This is a genomic window from Variimorphobacter sp. HTMS_6 (assembly GCF_059717775.1).
The window spans coordinates 1065677-1082635 of record NZ_AP046094.1 but is presented as its reverse complement, the minus strand read 5'-3'; the positions used below and the strand labels follow the sequence as shown (position 1 = coordinate 1082635).

The following is a 16959-nucleotide window of genomic DNA, read 5'->3' as shown; positions in this document are numbered from 1 at the left end:
CGCCTTTCCTTATTGATTTTGGTTATTCTCCCTATCAAACAACTCCATCAATTCAGCACCAAGAATATCGTGCATATAGGTATAAATCATCGAGTTCTTTGCTTCCAAATCCTGCTTCAGTAAAATCTTTATTTTCAATTCGTCTCTCATCTGCGCAATCCAATCTGCAACATTTTTAAGATCTTCTTTATTATCTTCTAAATCATCATAAAATATATTGATGCTAATCGCCATCAATTCTTCATTGACATTTTTTATCTGATACGGAATCTCCGCAAGTTCTTCCATTGCATTCTCTATCTTCTCATTCAACTCAGTAACAAATTGCTTGTTCTGATCTAACTTCTTTTCCTTTGCTTTCCCGATATTATCCGAACTAATCTCCATATTCGCCATAATTTCATTCAACAAATTATTCTTCAGTTTTTTCATATCTTTGATATCATGAACTAGTTTTCCCTGCTTTTTAAGCAGAGTATTCAATTTGCGCTCTAGTTCCTTCATCGCAGGTGTTTTTTGATCCTCAGGAAACAATTCATGCCAACGACTATCCAAAATTAAAATCGGAAGCTTTCTGTCCTTAACAATCTTATTAAAATCAATACGCTTTGCTTTCTTTGCCATCTACGAAACCCCCGAGCAATATGTTCTCCGCTACTCTGTGTCACTGCCCGATAATCTATAGGATAATTTCATAAGGCTTTCTGCCAAATGCACATTCTCAACGGTAACTCCCTTGGGTACATTTAAATCAGTAGGAGCAAAATTCCAGATACCTTTCACACCCCAATTAGCCATATCTAACGCAAGTGCGGCCGCTTTTGCCTTCGGAACCGTAATTGCTGCTATATCCACCTTATTGGATTTCAGATAACTCTCCACCTCATCACCTGCTTTGATTGGAATACCTCTAACACTGGTTCCAACCAACTCGGGATTAATATCAAATATACATTTTACAAAGAATCCTCTACGCTCAAAATCCGCATAGTTAGCGAGCGCCAAGCCCAGATTACCGGCACCAATTATAATCATGTTGTATCTTGTATCAAGTCCAAGGATTTTACCGATTTCAGAGTGTAGGTATTCCACATTATAACCATAACCCTGTTGGCCAAATCCTCCAAAATTATTCAAATCCTGTCTTATCTGAGATGCTGTTACTTTCATCTTCTCACTTAATTCCTTGGAAGATATACGTACAACATCTTTTTCCAGCAAATCTCCCAAATAGCGATAATATCTAGGTAATCTATTAATAACTGCCTTCGAAATTTCTTTCTTATACAATTTTCATCCTCCTCGTCCAATACACTATTATTTTCATTATATTGGATTGTTAATAAAAAGTCAATGTGTTTAGACGGAGGCGAAAATCATCTGTTAATCGAAATAATTCGTGTTGAAACAAGCTCAAAAATGATACATTGCTATGATTAAAATTATACACCTTTCTTAATAATAATCCATCAACACTAAGTCCTATTTGGAGAGAAATATCTTAAATTCATTCTTAAATCTATATCCTAAATCCGATTATTAAGCCGATTATAAAGCACACTAATTCCAAAGCAGATTAATCCACCAAAAATCAATGCAACGATTCGGGTAATTGAATTTTCCTGCCCTAAATCAATTACTATGAACTTCCCAACCATCAGAATTGTAAGTACCAATCCGTATAACCTTAGATTCTTCAATCGGAATCGGAATCCAAGCGAAATACTGGCAATCGCTATAATCAATCCAGCTACGCTATAAAATACCGAATCAATCGAAAGTTCCCAGAAAGAATTAATAAGTACAAAAGTAAAGATTAAATATTTCAATCCAATCCAAACCTCATTAATATGTGCCTTTTCTGTTTTGGTCATAATTAGATTATAAGATTGAATGAGCGCTATGATTAAGGTTGCTATCGTAAATATCAACTGTACATACCAGAGAACGGAAAACCCAACTCCTTGTAACCCGATAAAATACAATGCCGTTGATATACAATAAAACACGATTCTCATATCGCGTGTCATTATTATGTTTTGATGTGAATCGAAAAATCGAAATTTATTCACAGTCCAATCTTTGAAAAATTCTGATCTGAATAACACAGCAAATATGATTACCATTGCCATATAACCGACTGCTGATGACACAGAATAATTATAAATATCTTTTCCTTCAAAATATGAACCTATACTATGAGTAATTGAAAAGCCATCAAACAATATTGTAACAGCTGCAATGGATTTAATTAAATTAATATACTTGAATTCTCTTGATCTATACCTTCGATACAATACATATCCCAACACACCTAATTGTAGCAAGCCAAATGGCACCGCATATAATTTGGATGCTGTGGTTGTTATTAAGCTTAACGAGTCTAATGCAACTACAATACTGATTATGATTTGATAGTTATTTTTCTTAAATATGAGTTCAATTAAGATTAATATAAAGGCAACAAATACAATACCGGTAGGAACTTGGAACAACTTATCACTTATCAAAATCATATCTATCATTAATATGAACGCATAAAATATGGTTAATATCTTGCAGACACTTTTAAGATTTATATTAATCAGGCTTAATTGTACTAAATTAATGATAAAAAACCAGATATAAAGTGTCAATATGCTATCATAATGTAAATAGTTATCATTAATATAGTTGATGAAAAATCCGGTTAGAATAGTTGTGATAATTGCTAAAATGATATGTAAGGGCAGTGCTTTCGTAACATCAGTCAAACGATACTGAACATTCAAAAGTACATAAAGAATCAATAAAATACCAATCTGAACAATCCAGTATTTAAAGATCATATGATCAGAGAATGCTCCGTCAAATAAGGCTCTGGTCAGAATGGTTGAATAGCTCAAATAAGACAGTGCAAGTGATATATTTCGTTCCGTTCTATTCTTATTTATCTGTGCATTATAGACCATAACAGCTGCTACGACCGATACAAACAAGGTCATAACGGCCAAATCCATATCCCCTTTTAAAAGGCTTAGCCCTAATATCAAAGCGATATAACTACCTATGTATGCAATGATTGTTGTGAAAAATACGTTGATATATCTTGAGGACAGGATAAAAAATACACACCAGAAACAAGCCAGAATGATTGTTGTATTATTGCCGATCAGGTCAAAGGCCATATTGGCTGACAATATACTGATAAATACAAGTCCTGATCCGGTTCCAAGTATAATCGCAGTAATCGGATTCTTCTTTTTTCTGATCAAATAGAATCCAACCGCAGTCAATACGATTCCGGTAAAAGATAATAGGAATAACTTCATTTCGGAAGATAAGTCATTCCAAACAAGCCCAACTAAGGATATTGCTGCTACAAAAATTAGCAAAGAAGCCAACGAACCAATTAAATATTTACCTACCACAGCTTCCTTAACCTTGGTCTCTGCATGAGTTTTAGTAATAAAAGGCTCTTGAAATTGGATTGGGGATTGATTTTGTGTCGGAACTTCATTCTTTATCTGTGTTTCTCTTGTAAGAATCGGTTGATTAACCCCCTTATTAGGGCTTGAAATACCCCCATTGCTTAACGGATTAGCTTTTTGCACCTGTGATGTACTCGCAAGCTTATTCTCTAACTCCTTAACTCTTTGTTCAAGCTTTAATATTCTCTCTTCCATTGAGTCTATTGTAATCACACTCCTTATCCTTTGGTTGGTAATAGATATTGCTTATTGCTAGTCTACCATCTATATATTTCCAACGCAAGTATAACTGCATTTAACCGTATTAAAGGATCTTTGTAACTCACCTATTCCATACCCTATAGACAAAACAAAGACCAAGTTCTGTATCTCGAAGTTTGAACTTGATCTTTGTTATAAATTTATTTCGTTAGTCAAATGCATCGGCAGAAAACCTTACACTCTTTGCGAACGCAATTGCATCGCTTTTTGAAAAATATTTTTCATTCAATGTAAAGCAATATCCTGCGTGGTCAACATCTTTTGCAAAAAATATTCTCCAAGCCTTATTTGTCATTTTGCCTTTTGGGATAGGTTTTCCCTCCTCTTTCGCTTTCTCTAATTCTGCCGCAGTATAAAGCTCAAAGCCAAACTCCATAAGAACCGCTTGGGCATTCAACACCTCTATAGTCATTGGCTCATCGATTGACCAGGCACGATTTTCATAAAATGTTCCTCTAACTAATTTTCTGCCCTCAAATTCCATCATTCGCGCCACTCCATTTGTTGGCTTTATCACTGCATTTGGTATATAACCAGCGACACCTGGTGCATACCAATCTATTGGTGCTGATGAATATGGAGGTGCTTTCGGTGAGGTTCCGTTCATTTGAAAAACAACTCCTCCACCATAAGCAACCGTTTCATTAAATCGACTCTGCTTCAATCCATGCGGAAGTTGATAATACACTTTATTAATAACAGGATTTAATCCTTCTTCCGTTGATATGATTTTATATTTATAACTAAACTTCGAATATAAAACCGCATCTTGTATATGATAAATTAGCTCTCTCAACTTTTCAGCAGTTACTCCATAACTTTTTATATCCTTAATCCCCGACCGTTCTCTATCTTCTTTAGAAAAGTACACTTTTTTAACAGCAGGTTCCCCATTTCTTACATATGGATAGCTCCACTGAATATCATCTGCATTCTCAATTAAAGCTAATAATAGAGCCGCGTTCCCACACATTTTTTGATTTAATGCTTCCTCGTCCTTTGGCTCCGTCTCAAAATTGATATGCAATACATAGGGTCTCTGCTTTGTCTCAAGCTCGATCTTATAAGCTCCGAAATCATCAAATATTCCAAGTATACTCATTAACTTTCCATCAGCCATAGGATTACCGATATATTTATTCTTGTTCGCGAATAATAGAGCTACATCCGCAGATAAATCCTTCTCGGATGTTTTTTGCTCTATATTCACCTTGTTTGTTTTATCATTATTAACATCATTATCTAGCTTTGTCTTCTGAACTGGGTTAGTAATACATATCACGATTGTAAACATACAAACCAGACCTACAAGAATCATAACCCATAATTTTGGTTTACGAAATCTCATGATATTCTTAATTCTGCTTTTTGTACCGGACTCACCAAATGCAAGCGGGATGGGTGCCGTTAAGTGACGACCTGATGCAAATGATAAAAGCGATTTGCTATAGTCACCTTTCATTGAGCTTCCTAATTCACTGATAACCTTTTCATCACAGCTCATTTCCATATCCTTGCTCATCAGATGAAAGGCCACCCAAACCAATGGGTTGAACCAGTGAATCATCGCCAAAAGATAAGCAACGGGTTTAACGATATGATCATATCTTTTAAGATGATACCGTTCATGCCTTAGTATATAACTTAATTCCTGTTCACTTAATCGGAAAGGGATGTAGATCTTCGGCTTAAATATTCCTAATACAAAAGGAGCGGATATCCGGTCGCATTCATAGATATTCTCTTCTAGACGAACCGCCTTTTTCACCCTATTTCTTAGTACCAGATAGGATACAATACTATAAAGAGCTATTGCAACTATTCCGATTATCCATAATACAGACAACACGAATATGATAATTTGCATGGGATTCACACTACTGATTGGACTAGCGGCAGGAAGACTTTTATTAATCACCTCACTCACACTTGACATCCCTGTTACTACATGGGATTTTTGCTCCATTCCAATATTCGTAGGAATATAATTTAGCATGCCATTGTTATTCATGACTTCTTCCCCATGAAGAAGCTTTCTATTAAATAGACTGAATACGAACGAAAATGAGATGGGGCAAATTAAGCGGAATCCAACCACACTCCACAACGCATAGGAAAACACCTTTGGAGCTTTACGTAACAAAGCGCGAATGATTACAATCGCAATAATCACATAGCATGCGGTAATACTCATATTTAATACCTTTAAAAATAACCCTTGAAGTGAATATTCCATACCGCTACCTCTCCTTATGTTCCTCAATCAGTTTCTTTATCTCTTCCGCTTCCTTATCTGATATCCTTTTTCCTCCAAGGAAAGATGCAATAAACTGTGGCAAGGAGCCTTCGAACGTTCGCTCTACAAAATAATCACTTTCCTCAGCTTGAACTTCCTCTTTACCAACCAGAACGGACACAATTGCATTCTCATTTTTAATAAAACCTTTCTCACTTAGCTTTTTTATCGTGGTATAAGTGGTTGATTTCTTCCAACCTAACTTTTCTTTACAAAGCGTTACTAACTGACCGGAACCGATCGGGGCATTCGCCCATACAACCATCATAAATCGATAATCGCTATCACATAGTTTTAAATTCTCCATAAGTTCTCCTAACTTTAAATATATCTATAGTTATTTATTCAAAATCATACACTCTATCAATTAGGTCTATAATTACCAACCTATATTTAGTCTATAACCACCGACCAATTTTGTCAAGTATTATATATATAAATTTCATGGTAGTAGCGTAATTTATCCGTAACCAACATGCACCCTTCCATCATTCCGGTGTATAGATGAAGTAAATGAATTGATAATTTTCATATAAAAAGCCATCGGAAAACTCAGCTTGTTTTACGCACTGTCCGCAGGATTAATAAAATGGGTGCTAATATATCAAAGTACTTTCTTCTGCTTAATTCGTAGACAGGATAAGTGTTCCTATGCTAAAATATACAGCAGTGTAAACATTGAATGCGCTAAAATTGAAATTTATATAAATGAGGGATAAAGCAATGATACTTGCATGTCAAAATATTAATAAATCATTTGGAACAAAACAAATATTAAAATCCGTCTCCTTTCATGTAAATGACAGGGAAAAGGTTGCGATCGTCGGCATTAATGGCGCCGGCAAATCCACCTTACTCAAAATCATCATGAAGGAAATGTCACCCGATGACGGTGACATCATACTTGCAAAAGGAAGCTCCATTGGCTATCTAGCCCAACACCAGAACCTGTCCTCTGACAGTACGATTCTTGATGAGATGCTCACTGTAAAACAGGACATCATCGATCTGGATAAGAATATCAGAACGCTGGAACAGGATATGAAACACGCCGAGGGCGCAAAGCTTGACCAGATGCTCTCCACATACTCACGTTTAACTCATGAATTTGAAATAAAAAATGGTTACGCGTACAAAAGTGAGGTTACCGGTATCCTAAAAGGACTTGGATTTGGCGAAGAGGAATTTGATAAAAAGGTCAATACCCTCTCCGGCGGTCAAAAAACCAGAATTGCACTCGGCAAACTTCTCTTATCAAAGCCAGACATCATCCTACTCGATGAGCCGACCAACCATTTGGATTTAATATCTATCGCATGGTTAGAAACCTTCTTATTAAACTATAATGGCGCTGTCATCGTGGTAGCGCATGACCGTTATTTCTTAGATAAGGTCGTATCCAAGGTAGTTGAGCTTGACAACAGCAAATGCCAGAGCTTTGAGGGTAATTATTCTGATTACGCCGTAAAAAAGGAAATGCTTCGCAGCGCAATGATTAAGCAATTTCTAAATCAACAACAGGAAATCAAGCATCAGGAGGAAGTAATCGCAAAGCTTCGCTCCTTCAACCGTGAGAAATCCATCAAGCGTGCAGAGAGTCGCGAAAAAATGTTAGATAAAATCGAACGTGTGGATCGCCCAACAGAGCATACCGAGATGCATTTCGACCTCGAGCCTCGTGTAATTAGCGGTAATGATGTACTTACTGTTACGGATTTGTCTAAATCCTTTGGTGCATTAAATTTATTTAAAAACCTAAGCTTTGATATTAAGCGCGGCGAAAAGGTTTCCATCATTGGTAATAACGGAACCGGCAAAACCACCATATTAAAAATGATCAACGGTCAACTGGAAGCAGACGATGGCCAGATAAAATTAGGCTCCAAAGTACATGTCGGTTACTATGATCAGGAGCATCAGGTTCTGGATCCCGACAAAACCTTATTTGATGAGTTGCAGGACGCATATCCTCATCTAGACAACACTGCAGTTCGTAATATCCTTGCTGCTTTCCTATTTACGGAGGATGATGTATTCAAGAGAATAAAGGATATCAGCGGTGGCGAACGTGGACGTGTATCACTGGCAAAGTTAATGTTGTCTGAAGCTAATCTTCTGATACTCGATGAGCCGACCAACCATTTGGATATCACTTCAAAAGAAATCCTAGAGAATGCGATAAACCACTATAGTGGAACGGTATTATATGTATCTCATGACCGTTATTTCATCAATAAAACAGCAACCAGAATTCTCGATTTGACAGAACAGAGATTAATTAATTACATTGGTAATTATGATTACTATCTGAAGAAAAAAGATGAGATGGAAGCCGTGTACCTCGGAAAGACCGTAGCTGATCAAAATGCTGCTCCTTCCGGCAAACCCGGAGCCTTCCCAACCTCCTTCCCTACTGCTTCAACTACCACAGCCTCTTCAACATCGGATAACGACAGCGAAAATAAGATGAGTTGGCAGCAGCAAAAGGAAGAACAGGCAAAAGCTCGTAAGAGAAAGAATGATTTGAAAAAGACAGAGGATGAGATTCAAAAATTAGAATTACGTAACGAAGAAATTGATTCCCTGCTCACACAAGAAGAGATATTTACCAATGTCCAGAAGCTGATTGAACTAAATAATGAGAAGAAGTCAATCGAAGATCGACTATTAGAGCTAATGGAGCAATGGGAGTTGTTGGCTGAGGAAGAGTAAAATACAGTAAGTGCATATTGTACCGACTTTAACATCAATGTAAGAATCAAAATTTATATCTGCCAGTAGAATTAATTGTTTCAATATTGTACAAAGACGAAAATATATTATTTTGAAGAAGGAGAGTTCACCCGTATTATACAGTGAACTCTCCTTTTTGATTTAAATTTATAACTGATTAAACTATCATACTACATTTAAGCAAACTAATAAAAATTTAATTACAAGTCCTAAAGCAACAATCAAAACAAAAGCAACAACCGTCTTAATTATTACAATAAACCAGGAGGAATCAGCAAATCGATCCAATAAAATTTCGATTAATAATGCACCAAATGAAAGAATAATTGCAACTACTAATTTTACAAAATCGCTCATACCCCCCCTCTTTAGAATCAGAATTTATAGTACACTTATCTATTTTTTCTTGCCCAGATACACTTCAATTCCATTTGCAATTCCAGTCGCCAGTTTCTTCTGGTAGTCGGAGCTGGTTAATTTCTTATCTTCATCCTTATTCGTCATATAACCCATTTCAACAATTGATACCGGAACCTTCGCCCAGTTGATTCCACTCATCGAATCCGTTTCCACCACTCCATTATTTTTAGACTCAACTTCTTTGCATAAAGAATTCACAATCGATTTCGAGAGCTTTCTACTACTTTCATAATATTTCTTGCAGTATGGGTTATTCTTTGTCTGACAAAGAGTTTCAGAACCATGTATTTTCGAATCACTGGATCCATTGCAATGTATTCTAACAAATACATTGGCATGATTTTCATTTGCAATCTTTGCACGCTCCGCATTACTAATATTTACATCGTTTTTCGTTCGGATCATCACAACATGATAACCCTTTTTCTTCAATATATCCCTTAGTTTCTTAGCAACATCCAAAGTAACCTGATATTCCGGAACTTTAGTATATTTACCCTGTGTCCCTGATGACACTTTCGCCTTCTTTTTCTTAGCACCAGGGCCAATTGGTTCTTTTTCATTATTCGCATGCTTCTGATGCCCTGCATCAATAACGATTGTATAATCCTTATTCTTTTTGCTCTTATTTTTTTTAACTTTACTTTTCTTATCTTTACTTTTCTTGTCCTTACTTTTCTTGTCCTTACTTTTTTGTGTTTGAGCCGACGCCACTTTAGAGTTACTTAGAAAATAGGCACTAGATTCTGCAGCAAATATAATCCCAACAAACATTACGAATACTGTAATTAAGACTTGAATTGTTTTTTTACGATTCAAATAATTCATCCCCTCACCATGGTATTATTTCACATAACAACATGGTAAATTGTAACATAAATTCCCATTATGTCAACACTTTACATTTATGTATTTCCATACCATATTAAGGGGTTTTTTTCTATTGGTTTTTTATTGGTTTTTATTTTGTTTTTATTTAATCTATTAATCCCTTCACTTAATTTAGTTCTTTTAGAGATTCTTTTTTCTTTTTGTAAACACTAATCAACAAATCAATCAGCCATCCAAAAACATTGATCAATAATGCTGCTAGTGCAATCTGCGTTGGAGTATTGTCTAAAACTATTTTATCATGAACGGTGTTCAGGGTTATGTGAAATAGATTAAAACTAACACCAGTGACTTCCACAGGATTCTGTTTAAATGCAAATACTGAATCAAGACTCGAATATAAATCATCTAAAGAAATTAATATATAAATAAAAGCAAAAATGTTAAATAATCCTCCTGCTGAAAACGATTTTTTCATAATTTTCCTCCACTTATTAATATTTTAAGAACCTGTCTTGTTTTTATGTGCCTACAAACATCACTTCCGCCAATCATAACTATCCTTTTTAACATCCAGCCGTTTCCCATTGATCACTACAATTTGATCGCTATTCCATTTTATCTCCGCGTTACTTTCCCGGTATCCCCAATAGATATTACGTGTTTTTTTCGTCTCATTATTGACCACTTCACAGCTTATTGCATCTGATGAAAGAGCTTTGTTTGATATATAAGCATTTACTGTATACGTTTTTTGAGGTGATAAAGAACTACTTATAAACTCACCTTGTGGTAATCCCTTCATACTGAAAAAGAAGTGATACATCGCACCCATCACGATCAATACAATCATTACCATACTAATTACTACCGCAGCGATTATTTTTTTTAACTTCATTTATTATCCTTTCATTCAAGTCAATTCCCCAATATTGTGTAGCAACTTTAACGAATAATCTCACTTTATCAAATTGAGAAAATTTAATCCCGTTTTAGAGGTTTATCTTAACTTTATGAAATTTTGTTAATGTAAATCTTATTCCACATTTTTATCATTTCGGAAGTCATATACCTCATTTTTCGATATATCCATCTGTTTACCATTGATAGAAACTATATCATCCGATATCCATTCTACTTTAGCTTCTTGTTCATGATAACACCAATATATATTTCTTTTCGTACTATCATTATTCTCCACCAGTTCTCCACGAATAGAAAAATCTGTAGTTGCATTCCCACCGCACAAATATGTATTCACTGTATAATCTCCTGACGGTGATTTATAAGCTGTCATAAATTCACCCTTTGGCAGGTTATCCATACTACTAAATATAAAGTTGGTCATTTGTTTGCATGCAGTAAATGAGAATATAATCAGAACGTTAAATGCTATTAGTAATAATAATTTTTTCACGCAATATACTCCTTCTAAAATATGAATTATTTCATTTTATCTTAAATTTGTGTTTAGGCGAGTATAATTTCTCCACTGAAACTATTTATTAATTTACATAAAGAAATCATTTCCATCTATATAATATACAAATCACCATAATATTTCAATTCTTTTTACTTATTCTCTATGATAATCACATATCATCACACATTAAAAGAGGATATCGAAAAGCCATTTCGCCTTGTCGATACCCTCTTTTTTATATAGTTTATTATAAGCCCTGTTCACTTATATTTTTAATACTACTTTCGATGTGCTCATACGCTAACTGCTCTGCGCGTGCGCCGTCACGTTGTTTAATTGCATCAAGGATCGCTGCATGCTCTTGGCTTGCTTGTGAAGCTCTACTGGGCATCGCTAATGTAATCTTACGAATTCTCTCTACATAATGATGAAAATCGGATAGCACATGATATAGAATTTTGCTTCCGGAAGCTTCATAAATCAACTCATGAAACTTGCTATCTAATTCTACCATCTGCTCTTTGTGGTTTTTCTTCGCATGAAATTCTGATAAATACAGAACCTCTTCCAAAGCCTCAATCTGCTCCTGCGTTATGTGCTCACAAGCCCACTTTGCACACAGGCCCTCCAGATAGGAACGTATCATATAAATATCATGCATATCCTTCGAGGTGATTCCCGTCACATATGCTCCCTTATTCGGAATCATAGTAACCAAACCTTCGAGCTCCAGCTGTCGTAATGCTTCTCTAACAGGAGTTCGACTTACTCCAAGCTCACCCGCGATGGAGTTTTCCTTAAGTTCATCATTTTCACGATAAACTCCTGCTAATATGTCTTCTCTTAATTTATTAAACACTCTTCCTCTTAAGGAATAATGATCGGTAACATCTTTGTGAAGATTCAGATCTTCCAAGAGATTCCCTCCTTGTACATCAGGAATGTTAATTGATTTATAACTATATCATATGAAAAGATAAAATCTTAATTCATTAATCCATCTTTTCGATTGTTTCCATTAAGTATTCCGCAAATTGAGCACCGGTTGATCCGGTATCTCTACCGGTTGTGAATACCTTTCTCTCTGTAACAGTACAGATATCAAGTGCACGGTAAAGTTTATCTGCTTCCTTTGTGTAACCGATGTGGGCAAGTAACATTGCTCCGGCACGAATCATACTGCAAGGATCGGCATAGATATCTCTGCCTTCCTGTACCATTCGAGGTGCGGAACCGTGAATTGCTTCAAACATCGCATATTTTTTACCGATGTTAGCGCTGCCGGCGGTACCTACACCACCCTGGAATTCTGCTGCTTCATCTGTAATAATATCACCATAAAGATTTGGAAGAACCACTACCTGGAAGTCTTTTCTTCTCTTCTCATCTACAAGCTTTGCTGTCATGATATCGATGTACCAGTCATCCGCTGTAATCTCCGGATATTCTGTTGCGATTTCACGGAAGATATCTAAGAATTTACCATCGGTAGTTTTGATAATGTTAGCCTTCGTAACTGCGGTTACTCTGGTTTTTCCGTTTGCCTTTGCAAATTCAAAAGCTGTTCTGATGATTCTCTCAGTACCCTGAGATGTTGCAATCGTAAAGTCTACCCCTAGATCTTCTGTCACGTGAACGCCCTTACTACCTACTGCGTAAGCACCCTCAGTGTTCTCACGGTAGAAGGTCCAGTCGATGCCCTGTTCCGGAATTCGAACCGGTCTTACATTTGCAAATAGGTCAAGTTCTTTTCTCATCGCTACATTTGCACTCTCTACGTTCGGCCATGGATCGCCTTTTCTAGGAGTTGTTGTAGGTCCTTTTAAGATTACGTCGCAGGTTTTTATCTCTTCCAATACGGCAGGAGGAATTGCTGCATTCTCCTCTGCTCTGCGTTCTATTGTTAATCCGTCGATTATGTTAAATACAACTTTTCCGGACTCGATATCATCTTGTAAAAGGTATTCCAATACTCTCTGAGACTGTGCTGTAATTGCAGGACCGATACCGTCACCGCCACATACACCAATTTTAATCTGGTCAAGAGCCTGATAGTCAACAAAATCACCCTGTGCTTTCATTTCCTCCACTCTCTTTAACTGAGCTTCTAATAATTGTCCGAATCTCTCTTTTGCTGCTTCAATTTTATCTGCAGTTGTCATAGCTACACCCTTACCTTTCAATTATTTTTTGCCATATATAGCAACACAAGATGAATTGGCAAGCCAACTCATCCTATGCTTACATTCAATAGAATTGTAAAATGTTTTCTTAGTAATGTCAATTAATTTACAGTAATTCTTAGCGTTCAGCTAGATTAATGCCTAATTCAGTCTCATATTTATTGATCAGACTGATCAATTCCTCATCTGTGATGACGGTTACACGACCTGTTTCATATTCTGCATCAACCCATTCCTTGATTTTAACCACGATTGGATGTGCTTTATCAATCGCCTTATCCCCCTTTAACTTAAAGAAGGTATTAATCCAATGTGCTATACCAGCCAAACCTGAGGTATTCGATACCGCAACCAGCACCGGTCTATTCAAGAATTTTTCTGTATCAAAGATATTATAAATCTCTTCGTTCTTTAATAATCCATCTGCATGAATACCCGCACGGGTTACATTAAAGTTCTTTCCGACAAATGGTGTACGGGAAGGTACACGATAACCAATTTCCTTCTCAAAATATTCTGAAAGCTCTGTGATTACAGTCGTATCCATACCATCCAAGGTACCCTTTAACTGAGCATACTCAAATACCATTGCCTCAAGCGGGGTATTACCGGTTCTTTCACCGATGCCAAATAAGGAGCAATTAACCGCACCAGCACCATACAACCATGCAGTTGTGGAATTTGTCACCGCTTTATAGAAGTCATTATGTCCATGCCATTCAAGCGACTTAGACGGAACTCCTGCATGAGTCATAATACCATAGATGATACCCTGTACGGAACGAGGAATTACCGCGCCGGCAAAGTTTACACCATATCCCATCGTGTCACAGGCTCTAATCTTAACCGGAATATTATATTCTTTACTTAACTTCATCAATTCGTGGCAGAACGGAATTACAAAACCGTGAATATCGGAACGTGTGATGTCCTCAAGATGACATCTCGCCGATACACCAGTTTCCAGACACTCCCGAACCACGCTTAAGTAGTGATTCATTGCCTCTCTTCTGGTCATCTTCATCTTATAGAAGATATGATAATCGGAGCAGCTTACTAAGATACCGGTTTCCTTCATTCCGAGGTCTTTTACCAACTCAAAATCCTTTTTACTAGCTCTGATCCATGAGGTAATCTCAGGGAACTCGTACCCCATCTCCATGCAGCGATATACCGCATCCCTGTCTTTCTTACTATAAAGGAAAAACTCGCTCTGGCGAATAATGCCTTTCGGTCCTCCCAATCGATGCAAGCAATCAAAAATATGAACAATCTGTTCTGTCGTATAAGGAGCTCTGGACTGCTGTCCATCACGAAAGGTTGTATCAGTTATATATATTTCATCCGGTAAATTATGAGGCACGATACGATCATTAAAAGCAATCTTCGGTATCTCATCGTATGGAAATAAATTGCGAAAAGTATTCGGTTGTTCTACGTCAACAAGATTATATATAGGCTCTTCCAGTTCAAGTAAATTATTGTGTGGGTTTATGTACACTTTTCTTTCATCCATTTTTACGTTCTCCCAACTTTTTCAATAAATTTTGTTTTATTGTATACAATTATACTTGTATTGTCAATATTAATTTTATTCTTTTTTTCTTTATTCTATGAATAAATCATGCTTTACATTAAAAATATTTATAACAATTCAAGTACTATAATCCCTTTAAAATCACGTATTTCGCTTATAAAAAAAGAGAAGGCCAAATAATAAGTCAGGCTTTCTCTTTTATGTATAATTATACTATTTTGTTATTATGTATTGTATTGTTCTTTACATCATTTTCATGAATTATTAAGTATTCCTACATTCCAACCATAAGACTAATTACGTGTTGTATAATTGGGTTTAGTATTTGATAAAATACCGGAACCAAGATTGCAGGTAATAGGTTACCACATTTTATCTTTTTACCAAATATCATATTAATTCCAATGGCAAAGATCAAAATAGAGCCGATAAAGGATAACTCCAATTTTAGCGTATCATTTAAAAAGTGCTCCAAGTATTTTGCGGCAAATGTGATAGATCCTTGATAGATCGCTACAGGAATAACGGAAAACAATACGCCGATGCCGAATGTTGATGCAATGAAGATTGACACAACACCGTCAATCGTTCCCTTAGTTATCAATATAGAACTCTTCCCGTATAATCCATCTTGTAAGGAACCGACAATTGCCATCGCTCCTACACAGTATAATAGAGAGCTACTCACGAAGCCTTCTACAAAATCCCGTCCCTTATCACCCTTCACCTTCAGTGATCGTTTGATCCATTCTCCTACTCGTTCCAATCTCGCCTCAATATCAATCCATTCACCAAAGAAAGCACCAATTGCAAGAGAAACTGTCATCAGCATCCAATTTGCAGTGCCCAGTCCCCCTTTTTCGATTGTCATAAGACCCTGTATCGCGCCACTCATTCCAATGAACATAACGGCAAGACCTAAGGCCTTCATAATCGTATCCTGATATTTTTGATTTAATCGATCTCCGATAAATAAACCAATTCCTGATCCCGCTAAGATTAAAGCCATATTTGCTAATGTACCTAATCCAACCATATATTCATCCTCACTTACCACTATTTATATTTACGGTTTTATCAAAGGTAACTGCTTTGAATCCCTAATTATTTATATCAAAGTTAAACCAAACCTGTCGTCTGTTCAACCTCTCTTAGCGCAATAATCGTTTTTTGAATCAAATCTCCAAGCTCCCAGCCTAACATCTGAGCTCCTCGCTCGATAACCTCCCTAGAGCAACCTGCAGCAAACTTTGCATTTTTATATTTCTTTTTCACCGAGCTTAATTCCAAATCCATTGTACTTTTCGAAGGACGCATAATTGCAACTGCTCCGATTAAACCGGTTAATTCATCGACAGCATATAACACCTTTTCCATCTCATGCTCCGGTTTTACATCCACAGTTAGTTCATAACCGTGGCTAGCGGTTGCGTGATTGATTCTATCATCAATACCTCGTTCTCTGAATATTTCCTGGCTCTTAATGCAATGAGCATCTGGATATTTTTCAAAATCAAGGTCATGTAATAGCCCTACGATTCCCCAGAATTCCTCTTCTTCATTATATCCAAGATCCTTGGCAAAGTGTTTCATAACACCTTCCACTACCCTTGCATGCTTAAGATGGAATTCATCCTCATTAAATTCTGTCAGCAATTCCCATGCTTCTTCCCTAGTTGGTATCTTACTCATATTCGTCATCCTTTCTGTTCACATAATATAATTATCATCTTGCTTCGTTAACTCATTAGCTTATCACAAGCAATGTGAATTAGAAAGGTATTTTTTAACTTTTTCTACATTTT

General features: G+C 36.3%; 16 protein-coding genes. 1 reads left to right on the top strand and 15 read right to left on the bottom strand.

Translation table 11 applies throughout. The features are described from left to right. Positions 1-9: 9 nt before the first annotated feature. The 5 genes from AC6IWN_RS04770 to AC6IWN_RS04750 all read right to left on the bottom strand — a co-directional run bounded on the left by AC6IWN_RS04770 (position 10) and on the right by AC6IWN_RS04750 (position 6334). Positions 10-624 (bottom strand): hypothetical protein, encoded by a 615-nt coding sequence (locus AC6IWN_RS04770; protein ID WP_497991229.1) that lies wholly within the window; start codon positions 622-624, stop codon positions 10-12. A 30-nt stretch (positions 625-654) separates the two neighbouring features. Beyond that, positions 655-1290 (bottom strand): redox-sensing transcriptional repressor Rex, encoded by a 636-nt coding sequence (locus tag AC6IWN_RS04765; RefSeq protein ID WP_497991228.1) that lies wholly within the window; start codon positions 1288-1290, stop codon positions 655-657. Positions 1291-1526: 236 nt separating this feature from the next. After that, positions 1527-3683: a DUF2339 domain-containing protein gene (locus tag AC6IWN_RS04760; RefSeq protein ID WP_497991227.1), complete on the bottom strand. Its 2157-nt coding sequence runs from the start codon at positions 3681-3683 to the stop codon at positions 1527-1529. A 196-nt stretch (positions 3684-3879) separates the two neighbouring features. Continuing rightward, positions 3880-5967, bottom strand: coding sequence for a M56 family metallopeptidase (locus AC6IWN_RS04755; RefSeq protein WP_497991226.1), 2088 nt, complete (start codon positions 5965-5967; stop codon positions 3880-3882). A 4-nt stretch (positions 5968-5971) separates the two neighbouring features. Then, positions 5972-6334 (bottom strand): BlaI/MecI/CopY family transcriptional regulator, encoded by a 363-nt coding sequence (locus AC6IWN_RS04750; RefSeq protein ID WP_497991225.1) that lies wholly within the window; start codon positions 6332-6334, stop codon positions 5972-5974. A gap of 416 nt (positions 6335-6750) precedes the next feature. On the opposite strand from AC6IWN_RS04750, the gene AC6IWN_RS04745 reads away from it, so the two are divergent. Beyond that, a complete protein-coding gene (locus AC6IWN_RS04745; protein WP_497991224.1) occupies positions 6751-8739 on the top strand; it encodes an ABC-F family ATP-binding cassette domain-containing protein in 1989 nt (662 codons plus the stop codon). 186 nt (positions 8740-8925) lie between these two features. On the opposite strand, the gene AC6IWN_RS04740 is transcribed toward AC6IWN_RS04745, so the two are convergent. The 10 genes from AC6IWN_RS04740 to AC6IWN_RS04695 all read right to left on the bottom strand — a co-directional run bounded on the left by AC6IWN_RS04740 (position 8926) and on the right by AC6IWN_RS04695 (position 16846). Next, positions 8926-9117 (bottom strand): hypothetical protein, encoded by a 192-nt coding sequence (locus tag AC6IWN_RS04740; RefSeq protein WP_497991223.1) that lies wholly within the window; start codon positions 9115-9117, stop codon positions 8926-8928. A 39-nt stretch (positions 9118-9156) separates the two neighbouring features. Beyond that, positions 9157-9999: an N-acetylmuramoyl-L-alanine amidase gene (locus AC6IWN_RS04735; protein WP_497991222.1), complete on the bottom strand. Its 843-nt coding sequence runs from the start codon at positions 9997-9999 to the stop codon at positions 9157-9159. 178 nt (positions 10000-10177) lie between these two features. Then, positions 10178-10489, bottom strand: a complete 312-nt coding sequence (locus AC6IWN_RS04730) for a hypothetical protein (protein ID WP_497991221.1) — start codon at positions 10487-10489, stop codon at positions 10178-10180. Between the two features lie 60 nt (positions 10490-10549). Then, positions 10550-10909 (bottom strand): DUF5412 family protein, encoded by a 360-nt coding sequence (locus tag AC6IWN_RS04725; RefSeq protein WP_497991220.1) that lies wholly within the window; start codon positions 10907-10909, stop codon positions 10550-10552. Positions 10910-11047: 138 nt separating this feature from the next. Further along, the gene (locus AC6IWN_RS04720; protein ID WP_497991219.1) at positions 11048-11428 is read right to left on the bottom strand and encodes a DUF5412 family protein; all 381 of its coding nucleotides are present in this window, start codon (positions 11426-11428) and stop codon (positions 11048-11050) included. 253 nt (positions 11429-11681) lie between these two features. Continuing rightward, positions 11682-12350: a GntR family transcriptional regulator gene (locus AC6IWN_RS04715; RefSeq protein ID WP_497991218.1), complete on the bottom strand. Its 669-nt coding sequence runs from the start codon at positions 12348-12350 to the stop codon at positions 11682-11684. Between the two features lie 76 nt (positions 12351-12426). Continuing rightward, positions 12427-13596 (bottom strand): isocitrate/isopropylmalate family dehydrogenase, encoded by a 1170-nt coding sequence (locus AC6IWN_RS04710; RefSeq protein WP_497991217.1) that lies wholly within the window; start codon positions 13594-13596, stop codon positions 12427-12429. A gap of 139 nt (positions 13597-13735) precedes the next feature. After that, the gene (locus AC6IWN_RS04705; protein WP_497991216.1) at positions 13736-15133 is read right to left on the bottom strand and encodes a hydroxymethylglutaryl-CoA lyase-like TIM-barrel protein; all 1398 of its coding nucleotides are present in this window, start codon (positions 15131-15133) and stop codon (positions 13736-13738) included. A gap of 295 nt (positions 15134-15428) precedes the next feature. Continuing rightward, complete coding sequence (locus AC6IWN_RS04700) at positions 15429-16190, bottom strand: DUF554 domain-containing protein (protein ID WP_497991215.1); 762 nt, start codon at positions 16188-16190, stop codon at positions 15429-15431. Between the two features lie 83 nt (positions 16191-16273). Next, positions 16274-16846 (bottom strand): hydrolase, encoded by a 573-nt coding sequence (locus AC6IWN_RS04695; protein WP_497991214.1) that lies wholly within the window; start codon positions 16844-16846, stop codon positions 16274-16276. Positions 16847-16959 lie beyond the last annotated feature (113 nt).

Bases quoted from the DNA above. Each gene is read 5' to 3' on its own strand.
- AC6IWN_RS04770 (WP_497991229.1), bottom strand. From the start codon at position 624: ATGGCAAAGAAAGCAAAGCGTATTGATTTTAATAAGATTGTTAAGGAC.
- AC6IWN_RS04755 (WP_497991226.1), bottom strand. From the start codon at position 5,967: ATGGAATATTCACTTCAAGGGTTATTTTTAAAGGTATTAAATATGAGT.
- AC6IWN_RS04750 (WP_497991225.1), bottom strand. From the start codon at position 6,334: ATGGAGAATTTAAAACTATGTGATAGCGATTATCGATTTATGATGGTT.
- AC6IWN_RS04745 (WP_497991224.1), top strand. From the start codon at position 6,751: ATGATACTTGCATGTCAAAATATTAATAAATCATTTGGAACAAAACAA.
- AC6IWN_RS04740 (WP_497991223.1), bottom strand. From the start codon at position 9,117: ATGAGCGATTTTGTAAAATTAGTAGTTGCAATTATTCTTTCATTTGGT.
- AC6IWN_RS04730 (WP_497991221.1), bottom strand. From the start codon at position 10,489: ATGAAAAAATCGTTTTCAGCAGGAGGATTATTTAACATTTTTGCTTTT.
- AC6IWN_RS04725 (WP_497991220.1), bottom strand. From the start codon at position 10,909: ATGAAGTTAAAAAAAATAATCGCTGCGGTAGTAATTAGTATGGTAATG.
- AC6IWN_RS04710 (WP_497991217.1), bottom strand. From the start codon at position 13,596: ATGACAACTGCAGATAAAATTGAAGCAGCAAAAGAGAGATTCGGACAA.
- AC6IWN_RS04705 (WP_497991216.1), bottom strand. From the start codon at position 15,133: ATGGATGAAAGAAAAGTGTACATAAACCCACACAATAATTTACTTGAA.
- AC6IWN_RS04700 (WP_497991215.1), bottom strand. From the start codon at position 16,190: ATGGTTGGATTAGGTACATTAGCAAATATGGCTTTAATCTTAGCGGGA.
- AC6IWN_RS04695 (WP_497991214.1), bottom strand. From the start codon at position 16,846: ATGAGTAAGATACCAACTAGGGAAGAAGCATGGGAATTGCTGACAGAA.